This window comes from Gordonia sp. G4 (assembly GCF_057770005.1).
The window spans coordinates 1,984,616-2,011,611 of record NZ_CM173442.1 but is presented as its reverse complement, the minus strand read 5'-3'; the positions used below and the strand labels follow the sequence as shown (position 1 = coordinate 2,011,611).

Below are 26,996 nucleotides of genomic sequence, written 5' to 3'. Positions count from 1 at the left end.
GAGCATTTCGCACGATCCGACACCGGCAAGGAGGTCACCCATGGGACTCGAGGAGAAACTCCCCAGCGGATTCCTGCTGAGCACCGTCGAGGATCTGGCGGGCTTCATGCGCAAGGGCTCGCTGTGGCCGGCGACATTCGGGCTCGCCTGCTGCGCCATCGAGATGATGGCCACCACGTCGGGGCGCTATGACCTCGCACGCTTCGGCATGGAGGCGTTCCGGGCATCGCCACGTCAGGCCGACCTCATGATCGTCGCCGGCCGGGTCAGCCAGAAGATGGCACCCGTCCTGCGGCAGATCTACGACCAGATGCCGGAACCCAAATGGGTTCTCGCCATGGGGGTCTGCGCGTCGTCGGGCGGGATGTTCAACAACTACGCGATCGTCCAGGGCGTCGACCACGTGGTCCCCGTCGACATCTATCTGCCGGGCTGCCCGCCGCGTCCGGAGATGCTGCTGCACGCGATTCTGAAACTGCACGAGAAGATCCAGGAGATGCCGCTCGGGGTCAACCGCGAGGAGGCCATCTGGGCGGCCGAACGCGCAGCCCTCCAGGCCACCCCGACGATCGAGCTCAAGGGGTTGCTCCGATGACGACGCCCGCAGGCCACCAGGATCCCGAGAATCCGGCGCCTCCGCCCCCCGATTCCGAACAGATCGGCGTCCGGCACGGCCTGTTCGGCCCGCCCGGAACCGGCGACACGTCGGGATACGGCGGGCTGGTCCGGCCGGTCACGCTGCCGCCCAGCTCGTCCCGTCCGTACGGCGGCTACTTCGACGAGATCTCCGATCGCCTGCGAGACGAACTGGGCGATCGTCACGACGACGCGATCGAGAAGGTCGTGGTCTTTCGCGACGAGATGACCATCCACGTTGTGCGCCGGCATCTCCCGGCCGTTGCATTGGCTCTTCGCAATGCGCCCGCCCTGCGCTTCGAACTCTGCCTGGGGGTCAGCGGGGTCCACTACCCCGGCGATGCGGACCGGGAACTCCACGCCGTCTATCCCCTCGCATCGCTCACGCACGGTCGACGAGTGCGGCTCGAGGTCGCGGCTCCGGACGCCGATCCGCACATCCCGAGCATCTGTGACATCTACCCGACCAACGACTGGCACGAACGCGAGACCTACGACTTCTTCGGCATCGTCTTCGACGGCCATCGATCTCTGACCAGGATCGAGATGCCCGACGACTGGGAAGGGCATCCCCAGCGGAAGGACTACCCGCTCGGCGGAGTCCCCGTGGAATACAAGGGAACCCGCATCGACCCGCCCGACCGGAGGAGGTCGTACAACTGATGACCGACACCCACACACGCACCTACACCGTGTCCGGGCAGGACTGGGACTCGATCGTGTCCGACGTCCGCACCCGCGCCGAACAACAACCCGGTGACGAACGCATCGTCGTCAACATGGGTCCGCAACACCCGTCGACACACGGGGTCCTGCGTCTGATCCTCGAGATCGAGGGCGAGACCGTCACCGAGGCCCGCTGCGGAATCGGGTACCTGCACACCGGGATCGAGAAGAACCTGGAGTACCGCAACTGGACTCAGGGCGTCACGTTCGTCACGCGGATGGACTACCTGTCGCCGTTCTTCAACGAGACCGCCTACTGCCTCGGTGTCGAGAAACTCCTCGGCATCACCGACGACATCCCGGAGCGTGCCACCGTCATCCGGGTGATGCTGATGGAACTCAACCGCATCTCCAGCCACCTCGTCGCATTGGCCACCGGCGGAATGGAACTCGGTGCCGTCACGGCGATGTTCCTCGGATTCCGCGAACGGGAGATGATCCTCGACCTGTTCGAACTCATCACCGGCCTCCGGATGAACCACGCCTACATCCGGCCCGGGGGTGTCGCACAGGACCTCCCGGCGGATGGTGTCGAACGTGTCGCCGAGGTGATCCGCCAGCTCCCCGGCCGCCTGGACGAACTCGGAGATCTGCTGACCGACAACTACATCTGGAAGGCGAGGACCCAGGGCGTCGGTTACCTGGATCTCACCGGCTGCATGGCACTCGGGATCACCGGCCCGGTGTTGCGGTCGGCCGGTTATCCGCACGACCTGCGTCGGGCCGAACCATACTGCGGTTACGAGGACTACGAGTTCGACGTCATCACCGAGGACACGTGCGATTCGTACGGCCGCTACCTGATCCGCGTCCGGGAGATGCGCGAATCGATCCGCATCGTCGAACAGTGCCTGGAACGCCTGCGTCCGGGGCCGGTGATGGTCGCCGACCGCAAACTCGCCTGGCCTGCCGACCTCGCGCTCGGGCCGGATGGACTGGGCAATTCGCCCGAGCACATCGCGCGGATCATGGGGACCTCCATGGAGGCTCTCATCCACCACTTCAAACTGGTCACCGAGGGCATGCGCGTCCCGGCCGGCCAGTGTTACATCGCCGTCGAATCACCGCGGGGCGAACTCGGCGCCCACATGGTCAGCGACGGCGGCACCCGTCCGTACCGCGTCCACTTCCGCGACCCGTCGTTCACGAATCTGCAAGCGGTCGCCGCGATGTGCGAAGGCGGGATGGTCGCCGACGTCATCACGGCGGTGGCCAGCATCGACCCCGTGATGGGAGGCGTGGACCGATGACCGATCCCGTGTTCGTGGACCTGAGCACCGCACCGCCGCCGGAGGGATCGGCGCCGGCGCACGCCACCCCGGTCCCACCCATCGTCTTCGACGGACCGACGGACTACCCGGTCGAGGTCGCCGAGCACCTCGAAACACAGGCCCGGCCGATCGTGGCCCGCTACCCGCAGGCTCGATCGGCGCTGCTGCCGCTGCTGCACCTGGTCCAGTCCCAGGACGGCCGCCTCACGCGCGCCGGCATCGAGTTCTGCGCCGCGCTACTGGATCTGACGCCCGCACAGGTGGCCTCGGTCGCCACCTTCTACTCGATGTACCGGCGCACACCCACCGGCGAGTACCTGGTCGGCGTCTGCACCAACACCCTCTGCGCGACCCTCGGCGGCGACGAGATCCTGCGCTCGGTCTGCGACCACCTCGGCGTCGAACCCGGGGACACCACAGCCGACCACCGCATCACCGTCGAACACGTCGAGTGCAACGCGGCCTGCGATTTCGCGCCGGTGGTGATGGTCAACTGGGAGTTCTTCGACGACCAGACCCCGGAGTCGACCATCGAGCTGATCGAGGACCTCCGTGCCGGCGTCGAGGTGACGCCGGCTCGCGGAACCGGTCCGGTGCGATCGTTCCGAGGAACCGAACGGGACCTTGCCGGGGTGGTCGCGCCGGCCCCCTCCCCGCTGGTTGAGCCGGCCCCGAGCGAAGCGAGGAGCCGAGTCGAAACCACCTCCCAGCCGACGAGTGCAGCACCCGACCCCGAGCCCGAACCTCCGGAGGCCCCGGTCCTGTCCCGCCACTGGAGCGAGCCGGAATCCTGGACCCTCGACAATTACCGACGCCACAACGGCTATCGCGCGTTGTCGACCGCGTTGCGGACTCCGCCCGACGACATCATCGAGATGGTCAAGGCCGCCGGACTCCGGGGCCGCGGCGGCGCCGGCTTCCCGGTGGGCATGAAGTGGTCGTTCATCCCCCAGGGCGACGAGACCATCCCGCACTATCTCGTGGTCAACGCCGACGAGTCCGAGCCCGGCACCTGCAAGGACATGCCGCTGATGCTCGCCTCGCCGCACACCCTCGTCGAGGGCGTGATCATCGCGGCCCATGCCATCCGCGCTCACCACGCGTTCATCTACGTACGCGGCGAGGTCGCCTCGGTTCTCCGGCGATTGCGCACCGCCGTCGACGAGGCCTACGCCGCTGGTTATCTCGGCGCCGACATCCTGGGTTCGGGCTTCGACCTCGAACTGGTCGTCCACGCCGGCGCGGGTGCCTACATCTGCGGCGAGGAAACCGCACTGCTCGATTCGCTCGAGGGCCGACGGGGACAGCCCCGCCTGCGCCCGCCCTTCCCGGCGGTCGCCGGGCTGTATGCGAGTCCGACGGTCGTGAACAACGTGGAGTCGATCGCGAGTGTCCCGTCGATCGTCCGTAACGGCGTCGACTGGTTCCGGTCCATGGGCACCGAGAAGTCGCCCGGGTTCACCCTCTACTCGCTGTCGGGTCATGTGACGCGTCCCGGACAGTACGAAGCGCCGCTGGGGATCTCGCTACGGGAACTGCTCGATCGTGCCGGCGGGGTGCGCGCCGGTCACGAGCTGAAGTTCTGGACGCCGGGCGGGTCGTCGACGCCGATGCTGACGCCGGAGCACCTCGACGTCCCGCTCGACTACGAGGGCGTCGCCGCGGCCGGGTCGATGCTCGGCACCAAGGCCCTGCAGATCTTCGACGAGACGACGTGTGTGGTCGGCGCCGTCCTGCGGTGGACAGAGTTCTACGAACACGAGTCCTGCGGGAAATGCACCCCGTGCCGCGAAGGTACGTACTGGCTGGTGCAACTGCTCCGTCGTCTCGAGCACGAGGGCGGAACCGCCGCGGACCTCGACACCCTCGCCGACGTCACCAACAGCGTCGTCGGCAAGTCGTTCTGCGCTCTCGGGGACGGCGCGGGCAGCCCGATCGTGTCCTCGTTGGAGTACTTCCGCGACGAGTATCTGGCTCACCTCGACCACGGGTGCCCGTTCGATCACTCACGGTCGACCGTCTGGTCGGGAGGCGTCCGATGACACTGGTTCACGGCAGCGGTCCGGCGACCGAGACAGACAACCTGGTGGGCATCACGATCGACGACCGTGTTGTCCGGGTTCCCAAGGGCACCTTGGTCATCCGTGCGGCCGAGCAGATCGGGATCACGATCCCGCGGTTCTGCGACCACCCGCTCCTGGAACCGGTCGGCGCCTGCCGGCAATGCCTCGTCGAGGTCGAGGGACAGCGGAAGCCGCTCGCGTCGTGCACGACCGTGGCCACCGAGGGAATGGTCGTGCGGACACAGCTCAGTTCCGAGATCGCGGCGGGAGCCCAGCGCGGGGTGATGGAGCTCCTCCTGATCAATCACCCCCTGGACTGTCCGGTGTGCGACAAGGGCGGCGAGTGCCCCCTGCAGAACCAGGCGATGTCGGCCGGGCGCGCGGAGTCCCGGTTCGACGGCGTCAAGCGGACCTTCACCAAGCCGGTCCCGCTGTCGTCGGAGGTCCTGCTCGACCGGGAGCGGTGCGTGCTGTGTGCCCGCTGCACCCGATTCTCCACGCAGGTCGCGGGTGATCCGCTCATCGAGCTCGCGGATCGCGGTGCGCTGCAACAGGTCAGCGTCTACGCCGACGAGCCGTTCGACTCCTACTTCTCCGGGAACACCGTCCAGATCTGCCCGGTCGGTGCGCTGACGGGCGCGCAGTACCGGTTCCGCGCGCGTCCTTTCGACCTGGTGTCGACGCCGAGCGTGTGCGAGCACTGCGCCAGTGGCTGCGCCCAGCGCACCGATCACCGCCGCGGCAAGGTCCTGCGACGGCTCGCCGGCGACGACCCCGAGGTCAACTCGGAGTGGAACTGCGACAAGGGACGCTGGGCGTTCGCGTACGCGTCGTCGGCGGAGCGGATCACCGCTCCACTCGTCCGGGACCGGCACGGCGAACTGCGTGAGGTGTCCTGGGCGCACGCGGTGCGCGTCGCGAGCGAGGGGTTGTCCCGATCGCTGGGCAACACCGGTGTTCTCACCGGCGGCCGGCTGACCGTCGAGGACGCCTACGCGTACTCACGATTCGCGCGGACCGTGTTGCGCACGAACGACATCGACTTCCGCGCCCGCAGCCACAGCGCCGAGGAGGCCGCCTTCCTCGCCGCCCGCGTCGCCGGGCGCGGGCTCGAGACCACCTACGAGGACCTGTCGAGCGCGCCCGCGGTGCTGCTCGTCGGGTTCGAACCCGAGGAGGAGTCCCCGATCGTCTTCCTGCGTCTCCGGCGCGCGGTCCGCACCTCGGGTCAGCGCGTCGCGACGCTCGCCCCGTTCGCGAGCCGAGGCGCAACCAAACTCGACGCCACGCTCTTCCCGACCGTGCCGGGTGACGAGGCCGGGGCGCTGCGGTCGGAGGCGGTGCTCGCCCACCTCGAGCCACCCGGTTCGGTCATCGTCGTCGGCGAACGGCTCGCCACCCGGCCCGGTGCGCTGCTCGCGGCCACGCAGCTGGCCGAGCGCACCGGCGGCCGACTGGCGTGGATCCCGCGACGCGCGGGCGAACGGGGCGCACTCGAGGCGGGAGCCCTGCCGGGACTCCTGCCCGGAGGGCGCCCGCTCGACGACGACGCCGCCCGTACGCCGGTGGCCGACATCTGGGGCACCGACCTCGACCCACGGCCCGGCCGAGACACCGCCGGGATGATCGATGCCGCGCGCTACCACGGACTCTCGCTGCTGATCGCCGGTGTGGACATCGACGACCTCCCCGACCCCACCGCGGCGACCGAGGCGCTCGCCGCCGCCCCGTTCGTCGTCGGCCTCGAGCAACGCCACAGCGCTGTCACGCGGTCCGCGGACGTGGTGTTCCCGACCGCCGTCGTCGCCGAGAAAGAGGGCACGTTCGTCGACTGGGAGGGCCGCCCGCGGAGCTTCACCACCGCCCTGAAGGATTCCGGCCATCTGTCCGACCACCGCATCCTCGACGAGATCGCCCGGCAGATGGGTGTCGACCTCCGATGTGGCGATGTGGCGACCATCCACATCGACCTGCGACGGATCGGTGGGTGGTCGGGCCGGCGGCCCGCCGTCGACGCCGTCGACATGCCGCAGCGCACTCCGGCCGCCGGCCAGGCGGTCCTGGCCGGATGGCACATGCTGCTCGACGAGGGACGGATGCAAGACGGGGAGCCGTACCTCGCCGGTACCGCCCGCCCGCCGGTGGCTCGGCTGGCGCGCTCCACCGCCGCCGAAGCCGGTGTCGCGGCGGGTGACCGTCTCCGCGTCAGCACCGCCGACGGCGCCATCACCCTTCCGGTGGAGATCACCGACATGCCTGACCGGGTGGTCTGGCTCCCGCTGTTCTCACCCGGCTCGCACGTCCACGCGGCGCTCCGCGCGCAGGAGGGGGATCTCGTCGCCCTCGCGCCCGCTCCAGCACCGGTCGACATCACAGATGACACCGCAGGGGGTGCCCCGTGACACTCGCCGTCGACTACCCCACCCTCGACGACTTCGGGCTCGATCCGATCTGGCTCGTCGTCGCCAAGGCGGTGGCGGTGTTCGCGTTCCTCGTCGTCAATCCGCTCGTCGCGATACTGCTGGAACGAAAGATCATGGCCCGCATGCAGACCCGGATCGGTCCGAACCGGGTCGGCCCCAGGGGAATCTTGCAGAGCCTTGCCGACGGGGTCAAGCTCGCGCTCAAGGAAGGGATCATCCCCACCGGCGTCGACAAGGTGATCTACCTGCTGGCGCCGATCATCGCGGTCGTTCCGGCGGTGATGGCCTTCGCGGTCATCCCGTTCGGGCCGATGGTGTCGGTGTTCGGTCACCAGACACCGTTGCAGCTCACCGACCTCCCGGTCGGGGTCCTGTATGTCCTGGCCGTGACATCGGTGGGCGTCTACGGGATCGTGCTGGCCGGCTGGTCGTCGGGCTCCACGTATCCACTGCTCGGTGGCCTCCGGTCGACGGCCCAGGTCATCTCCTACGAGATCGCCATGGGACTCACCTTCGCCGCGGTGTTCCTCGACGCCGCGACCATGTCGACATCGGGAATCGTTGCCGCGCAGGAGCACCACTGGTATGTACTGCTGCTCCTGCCCTCGTTCGTCATCTACGCCATCTCGATGGTCGGTGAGACCAACCGGGCACCCTTCGATCTGCCCGAGGCCGAGGGCGAGCTGGTCGGCGGGTTCCACACCGAGTACTCGTCGTTGAAGTTCGCGATGTTCATGCTCGCCGAGTACATCAACATGGTCACCGTCTCCGCGCTCGCCACCACGCTGTTCCTGGGCGGTTGGCAGGCGCCGTGGCCGGTGAGCGCCTTCGACTGGGCCAACTCCGGTTGGTGGCCCGTGCTCTGGTTCACGTTGAAGGTGTGGGTGTTCCTGTTCGTGTTCATCTGGCTGCGAACCAGCCTGCCGCGCTTGCGGTACGACCAGTTCATGAACCTGGGCTGGAAGGTCCTGATCCCCATCTCGCTCACCTGGGTGATGGTCGTCGCGATCATCCGGGCCGCGTTCGCCGGTGAGGACGCCGACCTCACCCGGGCACTCGTGTCCGCGGGAGCCGGGCTCGTGGTCACCGGCCTGATCGCCTACGCGGTCTTGCGGCTGATGAGGATTCCCGACACCCCTGATGCGGCGGATGAGTCCGGAGACCCGGCCGCACCCGACGAGTTCGACCCGATGGCAGGCGGATTCCCCGTTCCGCCGATGCCCGGTCAGGTGCTACGACCGGGGACCACATCCGAGCCGGGCACACCCGTCACCGATCCGACAGCGAACCGGGAGACCACCGATGCCTGACTTCCTGAAACCCGTGAGCGGTTTGCGTGTCACCTTCGGCGGCATGTTCCAGCCGACGATCACCGAGCAGTATCCAGAGGAGAAGCGACCCACCGCCGCGCGATACCACGGCCGCCACCAGTTGAACCGGCATCCCGACGGCCTGGAGAAGTGCATCGGGTGCGAGCTGTGCGCCTGGGCCTGTCCGGCGGATGCGATCTATGTCGAGGGCGCCGACAACACCTCCGAGGAGCGCTACTCACCTGGCGAACGGTACGGCCGCGTCTACCAGATCAACTACTTGCGGTGCATCGGTTGCGGGCTGTGCATCGAGGCGTGCCCCACGCGAGCGCTGACGATGACCAACGACTACGAGCTCGCCGACGACAATCGCGCCGACCTCATCTACGAGAAGGACCGTCTGCTCGCTCCGCTGGAACCCGGCGTCGAGGCGCCGCCGCATGCGATGGCACCGGGCTCCACCGAGGAGAACTACTACCGGGGTGAGGTGAGTGCCGACGGCCGCGTGGACCTGCCGGTTCCGACGGTCCGGGGTCACCGGGAGACGCAGCCATGACCGCCACGGACACCCTGTGGCTCGCCGACGAGGCGGTTCGCACCTCAACCGGTGAGGCGATCCAGTTCTGGGTTCTCGGAACCGTCGCCGTCGCAGGCGCTCTGGGCGTCGTCTTCGCCACCAAAGCCGTCTATTCGGCGATCTCCCTGGCCACCACGATGATCGTGCTCGCGGTCTTCTACGTCGCGCAGGGGGCACTGTTCCTGGGTGTGGTGCAGGTGGTGGTCTACACCGGCGCGGTGATGATGCTGTTCCTGTTCGTCATCATGCTGATCGGCGTCGACTCGTCGGACTCGTTGCGCGAGACGTTGCGCGGTCAGCGGGTGTCCGCCGCGTTGATCGGACTCGGCTTCGGGGTTCTGCTGATCGCCGGGATCGGCAGCGCCACCGTCGGAGTCGTCACCGGAGCCACCGCCCCCGACGCGATGGCCGCGGGGAGCGACGACGCCGTCGAGGCCATCGCCGAGCTGATCTTCGTCCGCTACCTGTGGGCCTTCGAGCTCACCGGCGCGCTCCTCATCGCCGCCACGCTGGGCGCCATGGTGCTGGCGCACCGGGAACGCTTCGGACCGCGGCTCACCCAGAAGGAACTGTCGCAGGCGCGGTTCCGCAGTGGGGTGAACCTGACCCCGCTGCCGACACCTGGCGTCTATGCGCGACACAATGCGGTCGACGTGCCGGCACGCCTGCCCGACGGCTCCCCGTCGGACTTGTCGGTGAACGCCATCCTGGCCGCGCGGACACTTCGCGCCCACACACCCGAGGAGCCGGGGGGTGGCCGGTGAACCCGGAGAACTACCTCTACCTCGCGGCGCTGTTGTTCACCATCGGCGCCGCCGGAGTACTGCTGCGACGCAACGCGATCATCGTCTTCATGTGCATCGAGCTGATGCTCAACGCGGCCAACCTCGCCTTCGTCACCTTCGCTCGGATGAACCAGTCGTTCGACGGCCAGGTGATCGCCTTCTTCACGATGGTCGTCGCCGCGGCGGAAGTGGTGGTCGGACTGGCGATCATCATGACCATCTTCCGATCGCGCCGGTCGGCGTCGGTCGACGACGCGGATCTGCTGAAGCGGTAGAGGAGGATTGGTGAACGCCGAACTCACTGCGTCACTGCTGTGGTCGATCCCCGCACTGCCGCTCGTGGGTGCCGCGATCCTGCTCCTCGGCGGACGCGCGACCGACCGGTGGGGGCACCTGCTCGGTACGGGTCTGGCGATCGCGTCGTTCGCGGTCGCGCTGATCATGTTCACCGGCATGGTGTCCCGTTCCGCCGACGACCGCGCCGTGTCGGACGTCCTCTTCAGTTGGGTACCGGTGGGCGAGCTGCAGGTCGACTTCGGGTTGCGCCTCGACCAGTTGTCGATGTGCTTCGTCCTGCTGATCACCGGCGTCGGTTCACTCATCCATGTCTATTCGATCGGCTACATGCAGCACGATCCCGATCGTCGTCGATTCTTCGCCTACCTCAATCTGTTCCTCGCGGCCATGCTGGTGCTCGTCCTCGCCGACAACTACCTGGGTCTGTATCTCGGCTGGGAAGGCGTCGGGCTCGCGTCCTACCTGCTGATCGGCTTCTGGCAGTACAAGCCGTCGGCGGCCACCGCCGCCAAGAAGGCGTTCGTCGTGAACAGGGTCGGCGACATCGGGCTGGCCGTCGGCCTGATGATCATGTTCGCCACGTTCGGGTCGGTGTCCTTCACCGCCGTCTTCGACGGCGCCTCGCAGGCGGGCGAGACCACGCTCACCGCACTGGGTTTCGTGCTGCTCCTCGCCGCGTGCGGCAAATCGGCGCAGGTACCGCTGCAGTCCTGGCTGGGCGACGCGATGGAGGGTCCGACACCGGTGTCGGCCCTGATCCACGCCGCGACCATGGTGACCGCGGGCGTCTATCTCATCGTCCGCTCGGGCCCGATCTTCGACCTCGCCCCCGCCGCCCAGGTCGGAGTCGTGGTCGTCGGCGCGGTCACCCTGCTGTTCGGTGCGGTCATCGGTTGCGCGGAAGACGACATCAAGAAGGCGCTGGCCGCGTCGACGATGAGCCAGATCGGGTACATGGTCCTGGCCGCCGGGCTCGGGCCGGCCGGTTACGCGTTCGCCATCATGCACCTGCTGACCCACGGCTTCTTCAAGGCGGGGCTGTTCCTGGGCGCAGGTTCGGTGATGCACGGGATGAACGACGAGACCGACATGCGCCGCTACGGTGGCCTGCGCACCCTGATGCCGATCACGTTCGCCACCTTCGGTGTCGGCTATCTCGCCATCATCGGCGTACCGCCGTTCGCCGGCTTCTACTCGAAGGATCACATCATCGAGGCGGCGTTCGGAGCCGGTGGCGCCAAGGGGTTGATCCTCGGTGGCGCCGCACTTCTCGGCGCCGGGATCACCGCGTTCTACATGACCCGGGTCATGCTGCTGACCTTCTTCGGCGACAGGCGCTGGCACGACGGCACCGACGCGCCGGTACCGCATCCGCACGAGTCGCCGCGGGTGATGACCGGTCCGATGATCCTGATCGCGCTCGGCTCCGTCGCATCAGGCGGCCTCCTGGCCATCGGCGGATCGCTGGAGACGTGGCTCGAACCCGTTGTCGGAGAACACACCGCGCACCACCTCATCCCGGTGTGGGCGATGACCGCGATCATCCTCGTCGTGGTCGCCGCCGGCGTTGCCGTCGCCTACCGTCAGTACGCGACCCGTGCGGTGCCGGTGACCGCACCCGAGGACGTGTCCGTGCTGACCGTCGCCGCCCGCCGCGATCTCTACGGCGATGCCGTCAACGAAGAGCTGCTGATGCGGCCGGGCCGGCGCCTCACCTCCGGGTTGGTCGCGGTCGAGTCCGACGGGGTCGACGCACTCACCAGCGGCGTCGGCGATGCGGTGACCGGTGCGTCGGGTCGAATACGGGGCTGGCAGAACGGATATGTCCGGTCCTACGCCCTGTCGATGTTCGCGGGCACCACGGTGATCGTGGCCCTGGTGATGGCGGTGAACGTCCTGTGAGCATCCCCTGGCTGACCGTCCTCTGGGTCGCGCCCGCGGTCGGCGCGGCGCTTGTCCTGGCGGTGCCGGCGCACCGGGCGACCGCCGCGAAGTGGTTCGCTCTCGTGATGTCCGTGGCGGTTCTCGTCCTGGCGATCGGCCTCGCGATCGGTTTCGATCCCGGTGGCGAGCGCTACCAGTTCGTCGAGGATGTCAGCTGGATACCGGCGCTGGGCACGCGGTACGCGCTCGGTCTCGACGGCATCGGACTGGTGTTGGTGCTGCTGACCGCGGCGCTACTGCCGCTGCTGCTCGTCGCCGGCTGGCGCGATGCGGAATCCGTCGGCTCGCTGGACAGCTCGGGCGGTCGCGCGCAGAAGGGCCCGCACATCTATCTGGCACTGTTCCTCGCGACCGAGGCGATGGTGCTGATGAGCTTCGTCGCCCTCGACGTACTGCTGTTCTACATCTTCTTCGAGGCGATGCTCATCCCGATGTACTTCCTGATCGGCGGGTTCGGCACCGGGCCGAACCGATCGGCCGCGGCGGTGAAGTTCCTGCTGTACAACCTCTTCGGCGGCCTCCTCCTGCTGGCCGCGGTGATCGGGCTCTACGTGGTGACCGCGCAGGACGGGGTGGGCGCGGACGGTGGCGGGACCTTCGCGCTGCAGGACATCGCCGCCGCGGTCGCCGGCGGACAGATCGACGATTCGACCGGGCTGGCCAAGCTGCTGTTCCTCGGCTTCCTGTTCGCATTCGCGGTGAAGGCGCCCCTGTGGCCGCTGCACTCGTGGTTGCCCGACGCCGCGGTCGCAGCCACTCCCGCCTCGGCGGTACTGATGATGGCCGTCATGGACAAGGTCGGGACCTTCGCGATGCTGCGGTTCTGCATGCAGCTGTTCCCGGATGCGTCACAGTATTTCGCGCCGCTCGTCTGCGGACTCGCCGTGGTCGGCATCGTCTACGGCGCGATCCTGGCGATCGGCCAGACCGACGTGATGCGGCTGATCGCCTACACATCCATCTCCCACTTCGGCTTCATCATCCTCGGGATCTTCGTGATGACCGACCAGGGCCAGACCGGCTCGGCCCTCTACATGGTCAACCACGGGATCTCCACCGCGGCACTGTTCCTCATCGCCGGGTTCCTGGTGTCGCGCCGTGGGAGCACCCTGATCGCCGACTACGGAGGGGTGCAGAAGGTCGCACCGGTCCTCGCGGGCACCTTCCTGGTCGCCGGGCTCGCCACCCTCTCGCTCCCCGGGCTCGCCCCCTTCATCAGCGAATTCCTGGTTCTCATCGGCACATTCACCCGATACCCGGTGGCCGCGGTGGTCGCCTGCTCGGCGCTCGTCCTCTCGGCGATCTACATCCTCTGGACCTATCAGCGCATGATGGGCGGGCCGCCTAAGACGCCCGACGCCCGCTCGTCGCCGATGCGGGACCTGGCGGGACGCGAGCTGGTGGTCGTCGCACCGCTCCTCGCCCTGCTCATCGGGCTGGGGGTGTACCCGAAACCGATGATCGATCTGATCGATCCCGCGGTGCAGGCAACGCTCACCACCGTCGGCGTCGAATCGCCCGAACCGGCTGTGGCCGAGCCTGATGCGGAGGGCAACTGATGAATCCGAACACCCTCGTCGGAGACTCGATGACGCTCGCTGCCATCGACACCCCCAGCGTCGAGTACGCATCACTGTCACCGATGCTCATCGTGTTCGGCGCCGGGGTCGTCGGGGTGTTGGTCGAGGCGTTCGCGCCGGGCCGCCTGCGCTATCCCATGCAACTGTCTCTCTCGCTCGGCGGACTGGTCGTCGCATTCGCTGCGCTGATCACGCTGGCGGTCGCGCAGACACACGATGGCGCGAACGGTGAGTTCGCGATGTCCGGCGCGGTCGTCGTCGACCGGCCGGCACTGTATCTGCAAGGACTGCTGCTGATCATCGCGATCGTTGCGGTCGGGTTCATGGCCGAACGTCGGCTCGAGCGCGTCGTGGCGCCCGTGACGATGCGCAGACTCGCCGGGGTCGGCGGGGCCGAGTCGGCGGCCGGCGCAGGCACCGCCGGCGTCGGTCCGAACGGTGGTGGGGTCGACGCGGACATGTTCACCCCCTCGGGAGCCTCGGTGCCCAACACCGACGCCGAGTTCGAGGCCACCCGCGCCGGTGCGGTGACCACCGAGGTGTTCCCGCTGGCCCTGCTCGCGGTGGGCGGGATGATGTTGTTCCCGGCGTGCGGTGATCTCCTCACGATGTTCATCGCGCTGGAGGTGTTCTCGCTCCCGCTGTATCTGCTGTGCGGACTCGCGCGGCGGCGGCGCCTCATCTCGCAGGAGGCCTCGCTCAAGTACTTCCTGCTGGGTGCGTTCTCGTCGGCGTTCTTCCTGTTCGGCTCGGCGTTCGTGTACGGCGCCACGGGTTCGCTCAACCTCTCGACGATCGGTGCGTCGATCTCGGCGGCCGCCGACGGTGGCGGAGACACCACGCTGGCACTCATCGGACTGGCCCTCCTCGCCGTCGGCCTGCTCTTCAAAGTGGGTGCGGTGCCGTTCCATTCGTGGATACCGGATGTCTATCAGGGCGCCCCGACGCCGGTCACGGCGTTCATGGCCGCAGCAACCAAGGTCGCCGCCTTCGGCGCGCTGCTACGTGTGTTCTACGTCGGCTTCCCCGCACTCCGCGAGCAGTGGGAACCCGCACTGTGGGCGGTGGCGATCGCCTCGATGGTGATCGCCTCGGTGATGGCGGTGACCCAAACGGACGTGAAGCGCATGCTGGCGTACTCGTCGATCGCGCACGCCGGGTTCATCCTGCTCGGCCTGATCGCCTTCGACGACGCCGGACTCGGCGCCACGCTGTTCTACCTCGCCGCCTACGCCTTCACCACTCTCGGCGCGTTCGCCACGGTCGCCGTGATCCGCGAGCCCGACACAGACACCCGGACCTCCGCTCGCAATGCCGTCATCCACGGCGCGACACCGACACCGCGCAACCCCCACCTGTCCGGCCGCGAGGCCACCGACCTCACCCAGTGGTCGGGGCTGGGCCGCCGATATCCGCTTGTGGGTGCCATGTTCGCGGTCTATCTGCTCTCGTTCGCGGGCATCCCACTGACCAGTGGCTTCATCGCCAAGTTCGACGTCTTCGCCGCAGCAGCCGGTTCCGGCGGCGGCGTACTCGTGGTCATCGGCGTCATCAGCAGCGCGATCGCCGCATACGTTTACATCCGCATCATCGTCGCCATGTTCTTCGACGACGTACCCGCCACCGGCGCCCCGCACGTGGTGAAACCCAGTGTGCTGACGACGTCCGGCATCGCCCTGTGCACTCTCGCCACGGTGGCCCTCGGCGTCTTCCCCCAACCGCTGCTCGATCTCGCCGATTCGGCGTCGGTGTTCTTGCGCTGATCTGGCGACAAGCGTCCGTCGGGGGATCGCTCTGATAGCAGCGTGAAGTGGCGGGGGTCCTTCGGCGGGGGTGGGAGGGCGCCGAGTACGGTGCGTTGGCAGGCGCAGCGTGTTCCTATTGGTCGGCATCGGGGTAGTCGCCACCGGACCAATCGGAAGAACGTTCGGAAGCAGATTGGCGGCTTGTTTCGATTGGGCGAGAATTGGACTCTTCACGACAGACTCGAGCGGATGGCTGTAGTGCGATCCCGCGTCACCGATCCTCGAACACTCCCAGGCGACGTGCGAATAGAGGTAGACGCTGACGACTACCGAGCCGACCCCTCGGGCACCCGATCCGGGTTCATAGGCCTGTACGTAGCACAGCAAGCTCCCGAAGAAGATTTCACGGACAACGTGGCCGTAATCCTGACACGCTTTGTGGTGGACGCGACGGTGGCAGTCAACGACCTGTTCGATCACGCATTCGCCGAGGCTCGCGAGCTTCCAGATTGGACCGAGCAACGCGCGGACCGGTATCCGACCAGCACGCGCACCGAGGGAACAACGCTACAAGCAGGCAGTCATCGTAGAGAAAACGGCAGCTGGCTCTACACGGTCACCAAACTCGAGGCATACCAACGGGGCAATGTGGCCTACCTCCTGCAGTGCACAGGTACCACCATTTCGACCAACCTCGCGACGCGGTCAACCCTGATCGATACGGTCAGTTCCGCGCGCTTCGACGATTGACCTCAGGAGCAAGAGTGGTAACACGCGCGTCCTGCGTCCCAGACCTCGACCGGGCACTCGCCACGCGAATCGACTTCGTCGCTGACCCGTCCGACAGCTCGTGGTACGTCGGGACGGTTGACGGCATCTCCATTTACGTGCGAATGGGCAACTTTCCGGACGAAGAGGCCTACTCGCTTTACCTAGGACATGGTCGGTGGATGGACTTCAGCCGAGTTCCCGACTACTGGACGATAACTACGCCGGCCGACGGGTGGCCATCGACGGCTCGCGAACGTCTACCCAAGGGCGAGTTTCATACTTGACAATGGCTCCCAACAGATTGCGTGAGCGACAGTTCGCGTTTCCGCTCACTGTTCCTGTCCCGGCTCACCGAACATCACCCGGCGGGATCGGATCTGGCGGCAACCGGCGGTCACTATGGAATTGTCAAAGGCGTGCACGGTCCCGGCTCTCGGGCCGCGATCGGGGTTGGGGCAGTTGTGTCCGGTATGCGGCGAAAACTGCCCCCGACGTCAGCCGGCCGCGGCCCGACAGCTCAGTCGGTGCTGACACTCGCGACGTGCCGAATGATGTTCTGCGTCAGCACATCCGGCTCGGACTCCGGTAGCCAGTGCCCACCGGCTATCTCGCGGACGTCCAGCCCGCGAACGACATCGGCAGTCTTGCACATCACGTCCACACTGAAGAACGGATCGTCCCGACCGTAGATGTACGTCGTGGGCACAGGCTGTTGTGATGCAGGTGGCCGGGGATGCTTCGGCGGCCGCAGTCGCTCGAACAGCATCCGTCGATACCAGTTGACCGCGCCTCGCGCGACGCCGTCCGACCTCATGCGTTGCTGATAGTGATTCGCACGTTCCGCGGAGAGGCCGGACCGTTCCAGAAACCGGGCCAGGTGCCGCGTCAGCACATGTTCCGGTACCGCAGGCAGCACCAACGCGAGCATGTACCAGCTCCGCACCGCCTGTCCTGTTCGTAGCATTCCCCATGCCAGGGCCTGCGGGTGCGGGGTCGACACGATCGTGGCGGTACGCAGTCGGTGCGGGTGAGTTCTGCGCATCGTCCACGTCAGAGCACCGCCCCAGTCGTGTCCGACGACATGAGCACAGTCCACGCCCGCGGCGTCGAGCAACGCGATGACGTCGGCAACGAGCCGCGGCGACCCGTACCGCGACACCGACCGCGGGCACGCCTCGGGCGAGTAGCCACGCAGGTTCGGGATGAGAACCCGAAAACCACATGCGGCCAGCGACTGCCCCACTTCGTTCCACGCCGTACGGTCCTGCGGGAATCCGTGTAGAAGTACTATCGCCGGGTCGTCGGCAGCTCCGAGATCGGTCACTTCGAAGGTGAGCCCGTCGGCTGAGAACGTGTCCACGTGGCATTTCCTCCTCGGATGATCCAGTCGTACCAACCATGCCATCCTGGAACCCGTGGATCTGATCAGGCACTTGCGGTTCTTCGTCGCCGTGGCCGAGGAGGGTCACTTCGGTGAGGCCGCTGCCCGTCTGGAGATGACGCAGCCGCCCGTGTCGCAGGGTCTGCGTCGCCTGGAGAAACAGCTGGGGCTCCAGCTCATCCGACGCACCACGCGCGGCGCCGAACTCACCGACGCCGGTCGCGAACTCCTCCCCCGCGCTCGCCTGCTCGTCGACGACGCTTCACGATTCATCGGCGAGGCCCGCCGGTTACACGAGCACACCGAGGTATTACGTTGGGGCGCTGCGTCACTGATCGGACCGACGATCACGGCCACCCTCGCACATCGCATCGCCGGCGTGGCGTCCGGGCAGGACGCCGTCAGCGCATCGACAGTGAATCTCGTCGAACAGGTGTCGGCCGGCTCACTCGACTTCGCCGTCGTCGAAGCCCCCTGTGTCACCGGATCCTTGACCAGCGGGCCGGTTGTCGTCGTCAAACGCTCGGTGGTGGTGCCTGCGACGCACCCGGCGGCATCCGCCGACCGGCCCCGCCTACGTCAACTGGCGGGTCTGCACTTCTGCCACACGCCACGGTCGTTCAACCCGCCCGCACACGACCAGCTGATCGACCGGTTCCGCGAGTCAGGACTCGACCCGCGGTTGTATCCGGTGACCTCAGCCGACCAGGTGCTGGCCGCGGTCGCTGCCGGGAACGCCTTCGCGCTGACGGTCGATCGCGACGTCCTCGCCGCGGTCGACGCCGTCCGCTGTCTTTCCATCGGCCGGGACGCCACGGCGCTACGCCTACGCGTCGTGTATCGCGAACCCGGTCTCAGCGAGGTGGCAGGAATCGTCACCGCCGCCCTCTACCGAATGGGCAAGGCCTCGTGAGCGCATCGACGTCCCTACCCGCGCCGGTCCGCGCCGAACTCGATCGCGTCATCCGCGAAACCTTCACCGATGCAGGGTGTTCGGGCTGCGTGCATGCACGGACGATCGGGCCGACACCGGTCGAGTTCAGCCACGATGCCGATGCGCCGGTCGTGCTGGCATCGGTGTACAAACTGGCGGTGTTGATCTCGTTGTGCCGCCTGGCAGATCGCGGTGACATCGACCTCGCCGCATCGATCACCGTCGAGCCCACGCGGTGGGCTCCGGGACCGACCGGGCTCGCGCTCTTCACCGACCCCGTGACCATGACCTGGCGCGACCTGGCCACGTCGATGATGACCGTCTCCGACAATGTCGCCGCCGACGTCATCCTCACCCACATCGGGTTGCCGCGGATCCACGCAGACCTGAACCAACTCGGCCTGGCGCACACCCGCATCGTCGGCGGCGTCGCCGAACTGCACGAGCGCCTGCAGCGGGAGACGGGCACGAGCACCGTCGCCGAGGCTTTCGCAGCACTGGCTGATCCCGACATCGACCCGTCGGTCAGCGCCTACGACGCCGCGTACTCCAGCTCCGCGACGCCCCGAGACTGTACGACGCTGCTCGACGCGATCTGGACCGACCGCGCAGCGTCCGCCGCGTCGTGCGAGTTCATTCGGCAGACGATGAGAAAGCAGGTCTTCACCTCGCGACTGGCATCGGGCTTTCCGTTCCGCCGGGTCAGCGTCGCGGGCAAGACAGGCACACTCGTCGCCGTCCGCAACGAAGTCGGCGTCATCGAGTTCCCGGGCGAACTGCCGGTCGCCGTTGCGGTGTTCACGATGAGCGCGAGGTCCGAGATGGCGTTGCCCGAGGTCGATCGCGCCATCGGGGAAGTCGCCCGCGCGGTGGTCACGGAACTACGTACGCCGAACGACTGACCACAAACCACCGTTTCAGCAGCGACCATAGCGAACCGCTATCGACCCATTGCGTGCCGAAACTTGGCATCGCGGAGCTTGGATGGGTTGGCTCGGGGCATGCGTCGATGGTGGGCACTCCTGAGTGCATGTGCGGTGATCGTGGGTACGGTGTCGGGCTGCTTCCTGTCGTCGGAGTCGCCGGAGGACGCGCTGCGGTCCTTCGCCGCCGCCCTCCAGGAGGGCGATCCCTCCGGCGCCGCTGTACTCACCGACGATCCGGTCGCGGCGAACGCGGCGATCGCAGCGATGTTCGACGGCATGGGTCAGACGCCGAAACTCTCGGTCACCGGCAGCCTCGTCGACGACAAGGAGGTCAGTGGCACCCTCGATCACCGGTGGCAGATCCGCGACCGCAGCGTCGCGTATCAGACCTCCGTCGTTCTCGCCGAGACAGATTCTGGATGGCGGGTCCGGTGGCAACCGTCCGTGCTCCATCGGCAGCTCCGTGCCGGAGAGTCGTTGTCGTACAGCGACGACCGCGCGTATCGAACCCCGGTTCTCGACGCCCGTGGTCGACCGCTCATGACGTGGCAGCCTGTCACACTGGTGAATCTGGAACGCGCGCAGCTCGGTTCGGCAGATGCGCTCGCACGTGTACTCCGGCCCATCGAACCGGGCATGACCGCTGCGGGGATCCGCGCGTCCTTCGACGGCAACACTGCTCCGCAACAGACCGTCATCCGACTTCGCAGCTCCGATCTCGTCCGGGTCGAGCGCGACGTCAAAACCATTCCCGGCGTCACGCTCAGTGAGCAGGGCGCACTGCTCAGCGCGACGAAAGCTCTTCACTCACCGGCGATGTCGGGACTCGAGGACATCTGGCGTACGACCATCGACGCCACGGCCGGCTGGTCCGTCCAGATCGTCGACGCCGAGGGCACACCCACCCACCTCGTGGACTCGGCGCAGCCTGGTGCGACGCCCCCGGTGCGTACCACCCTCGATCGGGACATCCAGACCCGCGCGCAGCTCGCCGTCGACGGTGAACGACGCCCGGCCATGATCGTCGCCCTCGAACCGTCGACCGGCGGAATTCTCGCCGTCGCGCAGAACGACGCAGCGGACAGGTCGGGATCGGTGTCGCTGTCCGGCCTGTACCCGCCCGGGTCGACATTCAAGACCATCACGACCGCCGCCGCTCTGGATGCCGATGCGGTTCAGATCGGTTCGCAGGTGCGCTGTCCGGGACGCGCCACCATCGAAGGCCGGACCATCCCGAACGAGGACGACTTCGACCTCGGGACCGTGCCACTGCCCACCGCGTTCGCGCGGTCGTGCAACACGACGATGGGCGCCCTCGCGAACAAGCTCTCCGACGATGCAATGACCACGATGGCGCGGCGATTCGGCGTCGGCGCGGACTTCACGGTCCCCGGCCTGACAACCGTGACCGGTTCGGTGCCCAGGGCCGACTCCCCCGCGTTGCGGGTCGAGAACGGTATCGGTCAGGGCACCGTGACCGTGAGCCCCTTCGGCCTCGCCCTCGCCGAGGCGAGCCTCGCTCGCGGCGAGACCGCGGTTCCCACCCTGGTTCAAGGGCAACGAACGACGGGAGACGTCGAACCCCAACAGATCTCCGATCGTGTTGTCCGAGCGCTCCGAAGTATGATGCGGGACACGGTCACTCGTGGCACGGCGACCGCACTCCGTGACATCCCCGGGCTCGGTGGCAAGACCGGCACCGCGGAATACGGTGACAACAAGAACCCGCATGGCTGGTTCGCCGGGATCGTCGGGGACCTGGCGTTCGCAACACTCGTCGTGGGCGGCGGGTCGTCGGGTCCTGCGGTCGAGGTCACGGGTGAGTTCCTGCGCCCCTTGCGAAATTAGAGGTGTCCTCGACAGTGCGTGATTCGTAACGGTTTCCGGCACTGATCCCGCACTCCGCGGGGCCCCGGTCTCAGCGCTCCGGTTCCAGCGCCTTGCGGTACAGCGTCCTGCCCGACGCGTCGACCAGATCCACGCTCAGCACCTTGGTCCTACCGTCGATCGTCACCTCTCCGAAGTGCTGGAATCCCTCGGCCGGTGACACATTCGACTCGGTCGGCGCGTGCACGAACTCGTACTCGGCGCCGAACGTGCCATCCAGCGGACTCTCGGGGAACGCCCCGGCATGCAGCGGTCCGGCGACGAATTCCCAGAAGGGCGAGAAGTCCTTGAACGACCCGCGATCCGGCTCGTACGAGATCGCTGCGGTGTAGTGGACGTCGGCGGTCAGGAACACGACGTTCGGCACGTTCTTCGTCTCCGAGAGGATTCGCGCGAACGCGATCTCCCGACCCAGCGGGTCACCGTCGTCGCCCTGGGCGACGGCCTCCATGGCCTTGGGGCCGTTCGCCGGTGTCGTGTTCTTGTCCCCGACAACAATACTCAGCGGCAGGTCGTTGGCGACGACCTTCCATGTCGCGCGCGAACCCCTCAGTCCGTCGATGAGCCACTGCGTCTGCTCGGCGCCGAGGAGACCGTTGACGTTGCCTCTCGACCAGGCTTCCGGATTAGGGTCCTTGTAACTGCGCATGTCGAGAAGGAAGACATCGAGCAGCGGGCCGTAGGAGATGGTGCGATACAACCGATCCGACGCGCCGACCTCGACGGGTTGCCACTCCTGCCATGCCTGGCGTCCGTTGCGCGCAAGTACGTCGACGCTCATCTCGGTGTAACCCTCGCGGCCTTGTCCGGACAGGCTCTCGCCGGGGAACCAGTTGTTGACGACCTCATGGTCGTCCCACTGCACGAGCTGCGGGACGGATCCGACGAAGCGTCGGAAATGCTGGTCGGTGAGGTTGTAGGCATAGTTGCCGCGGAACTGATCCACGGTCTGTGCCACCTGTTCCTTCGCCGGGCTGGTGATGTTCCGGTAGAGCGTGCCGTCGTTCTGCTCTTGCGTCGGCTCGACGGGGTTGTCGGCGTAGATGGCGTCGCCGGAGTGGATGAAGAACTGCGGTTCGCGGTCGGCCATGGTGGAGAAGATCGTCAGGCCGCCCATGTCGGGATTGATACCTCAGCCCTGGCCGACCACATCGCCGGACCACTGGAACCTGATGTCGCCTTCGCGCACCGGCGCGGTCGTGAAGGTGCCACTCACCGGTTCGGAGCGCGCTCCGTTCTCACCCTCGAGGGTCACGCGATAGTGCACGACCTGTCCCGGTTCGAGGCCGGCGAGACGTAGCCGGCCGGTCCCGTCGGTTGCTGGAGTCAACATCGGACCTCGCAGCGTGCGTGCACCGCTGAAGGATTCGGTCGAAGCAGTCTCGACGATCATCGTCGCCGGCCGATCCGACCGCGCCCACACCAACGCTCCACCACTGGTCACTTCCCCGGTGGCCACGCCGTGGGTGAGAACGGGCCGGTTCCTGACCAGGCTCGGCGCCGCCGCGCTCGGGTTCGACGATCCGCAGGCCGCGAGTGCCGATCCGACCGGGACGAGGAGCGCGCCCGCAGCGGCGGTCCGGAGGATCGCGCGACGTGACGGAGTCCCGACTCGTTGAGATTGGGTCATGGTCGTCAGGGTCGCGAAACACTTCCAATGCACCGTGAAGCGCGGGTGACGAGAAGGTGTCCGCACAGCGATCCGGCGTTTCCGGCACGCCTGCCGCTTGACCGGACATACCCGGTCGGCTCAGATGGACTGATGAGCGACGAACTGTTCGAGCACAAGACCAAGACCGAGCTGTCCCGTGAAGAGGCCGCGAAGAAGATCCACGAACTCGCGGACGCGATCGCCCGTCACAACGAAGTGTCCTTCGTGGAGAACAACAAGACCGTGCGCGTCGACATCCCGGCCACGGTGCAACTGAAGATCGAGATCGAACGCGGTGAGGACGAGTCCGAACTCGAGATCGAGATCACCTGGTAGACAGACGACAACGGCACGCGATGCGTGCCGGAGTTGTGCGACGTCGGACGATCAAGCCACCGGTGAACCTGGTCCTCCGAACAAACCAAATCGCGCTGACCGTCTGTGCAGTCATCCCTTGTCGTCCTACAGTTCGGGTTCGCAGTTTCGTGAGTTTGCCGAATCGAGGACCCATGCGCGCTCGACACTTTCCTCTGACGGTTGCCCTCGTCGCGATTTTCGCGGTCAGCGCCGCATGCAGCACAGCGGAACCGGAGGCGGAGTTGCCGACATCGACTCGGTCGGCCACCGAGGAGGCACCGACGACAACGACTGAGGTGACGGACCCATCGCCACCTGCGCCCGCTTCTCAGCGCACTACCGGAACCCCGCCGCCCGTCGATGAGGTGTCGATCATGCCGAACGTCGTCTGCATGAATCTTCAAGATGCACAGAACGCGATCCAGGCCGCTGGAGTCTTTTTCTCCCGCAGCGAGGACGCCAGTGGCCGTGGTAGGTCGCAGATGATCGATAGCAACTGGATCGTCGTCGGGCAAACGCCAGCCGCTGGAGCAACATTCACCGAGGGTGAGGCCGTGCTGTCCGCGGTCAAGATCGGTGAATCAAACCAGTGCTGAACCATGTCGCCTGGGGGCTTCGCGTCGTAGCGGCGGCCGGACTGGCACTCCTGGTGGTGTCCGGGTGTTCCGCCGATCGACCAGCGGTAACCGAATCCAGTGCACCTAGCCCAGTCACATCCGCGACTGTGTCGAGTGTCCGCGTTGCCCAATCACCCGCCACCTCATCGAGTTCGACATCCGTCGCCTCACCAACTGTCCCTCCCCAGGTAGTACCCGTTGTCGTGGAAGGCGCCGAGTGCGGTCCACGAGGGGCGACGGCTCAGTTCTCGGACGGCGCCATGGCCTACTGCTCACGACTCGCCGGCACCGACGGTGCCGCGTGGTCTCGCTCGCCCGGCGTTGCTCCGAATCCTGGCGTGCCGACGACCCCTGTCGGACCGTCCCTTGGGGATCGGTGTATCGGCGCAGATATCGGACGCACCGCGACAGACGCCGCTGGGAACTCGATCGTTTGTGACAACTACCAGTGGCAACTCGACACCGGCCAGGAACCCAGTCATCCGTGGGCGGACGAGCAGCGGAAGTGGACAGAGTGTCTCGAAACCAACAGTGTCGAGCGATGTCGCGAGATCCACGGGAATTGAACGAATCCCAATCGGACGTTGGACGGCCCATCCGTCCGCGCAGGATGCTCCTCCCGGTAGCAACATCCAAGTGTTCCGCTCACACTGACGCAGAACGTCGTCGTACTGGGCGGTGGCAGATAGCTTCGTCGGCAAACCGCACTGTCGAAGGAGCACCATGACCGAGACCGCCACCCGCCTCAATGACGTGGACATCGCCGCTGTCGGCGAACTGGTCGAGGCGATCCAGGGCGACGCCACCAAGGCGCAGACGACGTGGGCCGCGCACGTCCAGTGGAACGGCTCGTTCGCATCCGAGGCGCGGATTCGCAACTTTTCGCCGGTCGCGTCCGACGAGCCCGCCGCGCTCGGCGGCAGCGACACGGCACCCAACCCGGTCGAGCAACTGCTCGGCGCCCTGGGCAACTGCCTCGCCGTCGGCTATGCAGCGAATGCCACGGTGGCGGGCATCGAACTCAAGGACCTGCGGATTGATGTGAAGGGCGACGTCGACCTCCACGTCTTCCTCGGACTGGCGGAAGGACATGCCGGCTTCCAATCCATCACCGCGAAGGTGACAATCGACTCCGACGCCCCGCGCGAGAAGCTCGACGAGCTGCACGCCAAGGTCCAAGCCAGCTCACCTGTCGGACACACTCTCGGCAACGCGGTGCCGGTGGAGATCGTGTTGAACTGAGTTTCGGAGTTCTCGGACTCGGCGACCGTCTGGTCGAGATCCGAAAGAGGTTGGGCGAGTGTACGTCAACGTGCGCTCGCCCAGTCTTGTTTGTGCGGACGGGGTGCAGCCCGCGGCCGGGCAATCGCCAACAGTCAGGCTGTCGGACCCTCGACTTATCCTGTGGCTGTCGAGTGATCGAAGTTTCTTCCCGAACGCGAGTCCGACGCGAAACGTTGTGTGAAGGAACGAACTACTGCCACAAGTAATCCAACAGAGAAGGAACCGCACATTCATGACAGATGCTCCCGCGGGTGCCGCAAGGAAAATCCTTTACATCGACATGGACAACACGCTCGTCGACTTTCAATCCGGCATCGACAGACTCAGCACGGTCGAGCGCCGGAAGTTCGAAGGCAGCCTCGACGATGTCTCCGGCATCTTCTCTCTCATGGACCCGATGCCCGGCGCCGTCGAGGCGTTCCATGATCTGTCGAGACTTTTCGACACCTACATCCTGTCGACGGCGCCCTGGGACAATCCCCTCGCCTGGACCGAGAAACTGCTGTGGGTGAAGATGCACCTCGGACGAGACGAGAATTCGCCCGCTCACAAGCGCCTGATCCTCTCGCACCACAAGAACCTCAACCGGGGCGAGTTCATCATCGACGACCGGACCGCACGTGGCGTGGATCAATTCCAGGGAACTCATATCCACTTCGGGCAGCCAGACTTCGAGAACTGGGAAAAGGTTGTCGCGCACCTCCGACCGTTCGCGGAGTCGTAGACTTCGCTCGTGCCCGCCCCCGCCGATCCCCTGGCTCTCGGTCAGAAGCTCGTTGCGATCCTCGAGAGCGGAAGGCGCACAGCCACGTACAAGCTCGCTGTCCTGGTGGCGCTGCTCGACCTCGCCGTCGAATCGGTTCCCGAGAATCCCGAGGCGCCGGTGGACATCGATCTCGACGAACTCACAAGCCGCGTGATCGAACTGTATTGGCGTCAGATGCGGCCCCTCGACGGCAACCAATTGCGGCAGTCCAGCGACGGTCGAGGCGTCATCCTCGACGCCGTCGCCGGCCTGAGGTCCCAGACGACCGGGCCACGCGAGCTCGGTGTCGGACTCATCGCGTCGCGCGATTCAGGAGCGTACATGGCGGCCCACTCCAGGGTGAAGCGCACTCTCATCCGGTACCCGCTGAAACTGTTGCAGAACCTGACATTCGGCGACGAGAACGAACGCTTCCTCTACGACGACTCCTGGATGGGGACCGACTCGCGCACAGCGGTTGCCAGTCACGGCAATCGGCTCACACTGTTCCCTGGTGTCTGCCTCACCCTCGCCCGCCTCGCACCGCTGTTGAAACCAGCCTTCCAACTCGCCTGGGTCGACGATGTCCGACGCATGAACAAGGCCGTCCTCGACGACGGTCCGGACCTCGCCGGTCACCTTTTCGGCGCCGACCGAGTGTCCCTACAACGAGCGGGTGACGCGTTGGCGGACAAGTTCGGTCCGTCGTGCTTCTACTGCGGGACAACGACAACGCGTGTTCGGCACATCGATCACGTCTTGCCGTGGTCGCGCGTCGGCATCGACGGCCTGACCAATCTCGTGACCGCCTGTCAGAGTTGCAACATCAACAAATCCGACCGCCTGCCGGCTCCTGTCCATGTGGAGAGAGCGCTCGACCGTGGACGCAAGGTACTCGACGAGATCGCCGCCGAGATCAACTGGCCGAGCCACTACGACCGCGTCGTCGCCGCAGGTCACGGGCTCTACGCGACACAACCAGTCAACACCCCGGTCTGGCTGAGCCGCAACAACATCACGACACTCTCACGCACTGACATCGACTGGCGTCGACCGGAGACGAGCTGAATCCACTGTCACGCCGAT

Annotated in this window: 22 protein-coding genes and 1 pseudogene; 21 read left to right on the top strand and 2 right to left on the bottom strand. The window is 66.6% G+C overall.

The annotated features are described in order from the left end of the window. The first annotated feature begins 40 nt into the window (after positions 1 to 40). The 13 genes from AC3B5T_RS08845 (at position 41) to AC3B5T_RS08785 (ending at position 16,107) form a co-directional block, all read left to right on the top strand. Positions 41 to 595 (top strand): NuoB/complex I 20 kDa subunit family protein, encoded by a 555-nt coding sequence (locus AC3B5T_RS08845; RefSeq protein ID WP_010844710.1) that lies wholly within the window; start codon positions 41 to 43, stop codon positions 593 to 595. Beyond that, entirely contained in the window at positions 592 to 1,299 is a 708-nt protein-coding gene (locus AC3B5T_RS08840; RefSeq protein ID WP_055476063.1) for an NADH-quinone oxidoreductase subunit C, read from the top strand. Before AC3B5T_RS08845 ends, AC3B5T_RS08840 begins: the two co-directional genes overlap by 4 nt. Then, a complete protein-coding gene (nuoD, locus tag AC3B5T_RS08835; protein ID WP_055476064.1) occupies positions 1,299 to 2,612 on the top strand; it encodes an NADH dehydrogenase (quinone) subunit D in 1,314 nt (437 codons plus the stop codon). Before AC3B5T_RS08840 ends, nuoD begins: the two co-directional genes overlap by 1 nt. Further along, positions 2,609 to 4,675, top strand: a complete 2,067-nt coding sequence (nuoF, locus tag AC3B5T_RS08830; RefSeq protein WP_084817266.1) for an NADH-quinone oxidoreductase subunit NuoF — start codon at positions 2,609 to 2,611, stop codon at positions 4,673 to 4,675. The genes nuoD and nuoF overlap by 4 nt, the downstream gene beginning before the upstream one ends. After that, the gene (locus tag AC3B5T_RS08825; protein ID WP_055476065.1) at positions 4,672 to 7,098 is read left to right on the top strand and encodes an NADH-quinone oxidoreductase subunit G; all 2,427 of its coding nucleotides are present in this window, start codon (positions 4,672 to 4,674) and stop codon (positions 7,096 to 7,098) included. The genes nuoF and AC3B5T_RS08825 overlap by 4 nt, the downstream gene beginning before the upstream one ends. Further along, positions 7,095 to 8,429 carry an NADH-quinone oxidoreductase subunit NuoH gene (gene nuoH / locus AC3B5T_RS08820; RefSeq protein WP_055476066.1) on the top strand — a complete coding sequence of 445 codons (1,335 nt, stop codon included), beginning with the start codon at positions 7,095 to 7,097 and terminating at the stop codon, positions 8,427 to 8,429. The genes AC3B5T_RS08825 and nuoH overlap by 4 nt, the downstream gene beginning before the upstream one ends. Further along, positions 8,422 to 8,985: an NADH-quinone oxidoreductase subunit NuoI gene (gene nuoI / locus AC3B5T_RS08815; RefSeq protein ID WP_055476067.1), complete on the top strand. Its 564-nt coding sequence runs from the start codon at positions 8,422 to 8,424 to the stop codon at positions 8,983 to 8,985. The genes nuoH and nuoI overlap by 8 nt, the downstream gene beginning before the upstream one ends. Continuing rightward, positions 8,982 to 9,770: an NADH-quinone oxidoreductase subunit J gene (locus AC3B5T_RS08810; protein WP_055476068.1), complete on the top strand. Its 789-nt coding sequence runs from the start codon at positions 8,982 to 8,984 to the stop codon at positions 9,768 to 9,770. Before nuoI ends, AC3B5T_RS08810 begins: the two co-directional genes overlap by 4 nt. Beyond that, complete coding sequence (gene nuoK, locus AC3B5T_RS08805; protein WP_010844718.1) at positions 9,767 to 10,066, top strand: NADH-quinone oxidoreductase subunit NuoK; 300 nt, start codon at positions 9,767 to 9,769, stop codon at positions 10,064 to 10,066. Before AC3B5T_RS08810 ends, nuoK begins: the two co-directional genes overlap by 4 nt. A 10-nt stretch (positions 10,067 to 10,076) precedes the next feature. Beyond that, entirely contained in the window at positions 10,077 to 11,990 is a 1,914-nt protein-coding gene (nuoL, locus tag AC3B5T_RS08800; protein WP_055476069.1) for an NADH-quinone oxidoreductase subunit L, read from the top strand. Continuing rightward, a complete protein-coding gene (locus AC3B5T_RS08795; RefSeq protein ID WP_010844720.1) occupies positions 11,987 to 13,591 on the top strand; it encodes an NADH-quinone oxidoreductase subunit M in 1,605 nt (534 codons plus the stop codon). Before nuoL ends, AC3B5T_RS08795 begins: the two co-directional genes overlap by 4 nt. Continuing rightward, a complete protein-coding gene (gene nuoN, locus AC3B5T_RS08790) occupies positions 13,591 to 15,375 on the top strand; it encodes an NADH-quinone oxidoreductase subunit NuoN (RefSeq protein WP_055476070.1) in 1,785 nt (594 codons plus the stop codon). Before AC3B5T_RS08795 ends, nuoN begins: the two co-directional genes overlap by 1 nt. Before the next feature lie 396 nt (positions 15,376 to 15,771). Beyond that, on the top strand, positions 15,772 to 16,107 hold the full coding sequence (locus tag AC3B5T_RS08785; protein WP_231632725.1) for a hypothetical protein: 336 nt from the start codon (positions 15,772 to 15,774) through the stop codon (positions 16,105 to 16,107). Positions 16,108 to 16,645: 538 nt separating this feature from the next. Here AC3B5T_RS08785 and AC3B5T_RS08780 read toward each other — a convergent pair. Further along, positions 16,646 to 17,488: an alpha/beta fold hydrolase gene (locus tag AC3B5T_RS08780; protein ID WP_055476073.1), complete on the bottom strand. Its 843-nt coding sequence runs from the start codon at positions 17,486 to 17,488 to the stop codon at positions 16,646 to 16,648. Positions 17,489 to 17,543: 55 nt separating this feature from the next. Here AC3B5T_RS08780 and AC3B5T_RS08775 point away from each other — a divergent pair, with 55 nt between their 5' ends. The 3 genes from AC3B5T_RS08775 (at position 17,544) to AC3B5T_RS08765 (ending at position 21,217) form a co-directional block, all read left to right on the top strand. Further along, positions 17,544 to 18,422 carry a LysR family transcriptional regulator gene (locus AC3B5T_RS08775; protein WP_014925067.1) on the top strand — a complete coding sequence of 293 codons (879 nt, stop codon included), beginning with the start codon at positions 17,544 to 17,546 and terminating at the stop codon, positions 18,420 to 18,422. Then, positions 18,419 to 19,345 carry a serine hydrolase gene (locus AC3B5T_RS08770; protein WP_055476074.1) on the top strand — a complete coding sequence of 309 codons (927 nt, stop codon included), beginning with the start codon at positions 18,419 to 18,421 and terminating at the stop codon, positions 19,343 to 19,345. Before AC3B5T_RS08775 ends, AC3B5T_RS08770 begins: the two co-directional genes overlap by 4 nt. Before the next feature lie 99 nt (positions 19,346 to 19,444). Then, positions 19,445 to 21,217 carry a penicillin-binding transpeptidase domain-containing protein gene (locus AC3B5T_RS08765; protein ID WP_055476075.1) on the top strand — a complete coding sequence of 591 codons (1,773 nt, stop codon included), beginning with the start codon at positions 19,445 to 19,447 and terminating at the stop codon, positions 21,215 to 21,217. Positions 21,218 to 21,287: 70 nt separating this feature from the next. Here AC3B5T_RS08765 and AC3B5T_RS08760 read toward each other — a convergent pair. Then, a pseudogene (locus AC3B5T_RS08760) lies at positions 21,288 to 22,886 on the bottom strand (alkaline phosphatase D family protein). 132 nt (positions 22,887 to 23,018) lie between these two features. Between AC3B5T_RS08760 and AC3B5T_RS08755 the strand changes: the two are divergent. From AC3B5T_RS08755 to AC3B5T_RS08735, 5 genes are all read left to right on the top strand, one after another. Then, positions 23,019 to 23,243, top strand: coding sequence for an amphi-Trp domain-containing protein (locus AC3B5T_RS08755; RefSeq protein ID WP_010843269.1), 225 nt, complete (start codon positions 23,019 to 23,021; stop codon positions 23,241 to 23,243). A 395-nt stretch (positions 23,244 to 23,638) separates the two neighbouring features. After that, complete coding sequence (locus AC3B5T_RS08750) at positions 23,639 to 23,860, top strand: PASTA domain-containing protein (protein ID WP_055476103.1); 222 nt, start codon at positions 23,639 to 23,641, stop codon at positions 23,858 to 23,860. A gap of 744 nt (positions 23,861 to 24,604) precedes the next feature. Next, a complete protein-coding gene (locus AC3B5T_RS08745; RefSeq protein ID WP_055476076.1) occupies positions 24,605 to 25,123 on the top strand; it encodes an OsmC family protein in 519 nt (172 codons plus the stop codon). Between the two features lie 274 nt (positions 25,124 to 25,397). Beyond that, positions 25,398 to 25,889: a 5' nucleotidase, NT5C type gene (locus tag AC3B5T_RS08740; RefSeq protein ID WP_055476077.1), complete on the top strand. Its 492-nt coding sequence runs from the start codon at positions 25,398 to 25,400 to the stop codon at positions 25,887 to 25,889. A 9-nt stretch (positions 25,890 to 25,898) separates the two neighbouring features. Further along, the gene (locus AC3B5T_RS08735) at positions 25,899 to 26,978 is read left to right on the top strand and encodes an HNH endonuclease (RefSeq protein WP_055476078.1); all 1,080 of its coding nucleotides are present in this window, start codon (positions 25,899 to 25,901) and stop codon (positions 26,976 to 26,978) included. Positions 26,979 to 26,996: the final 18 nt, after the last annotated feature.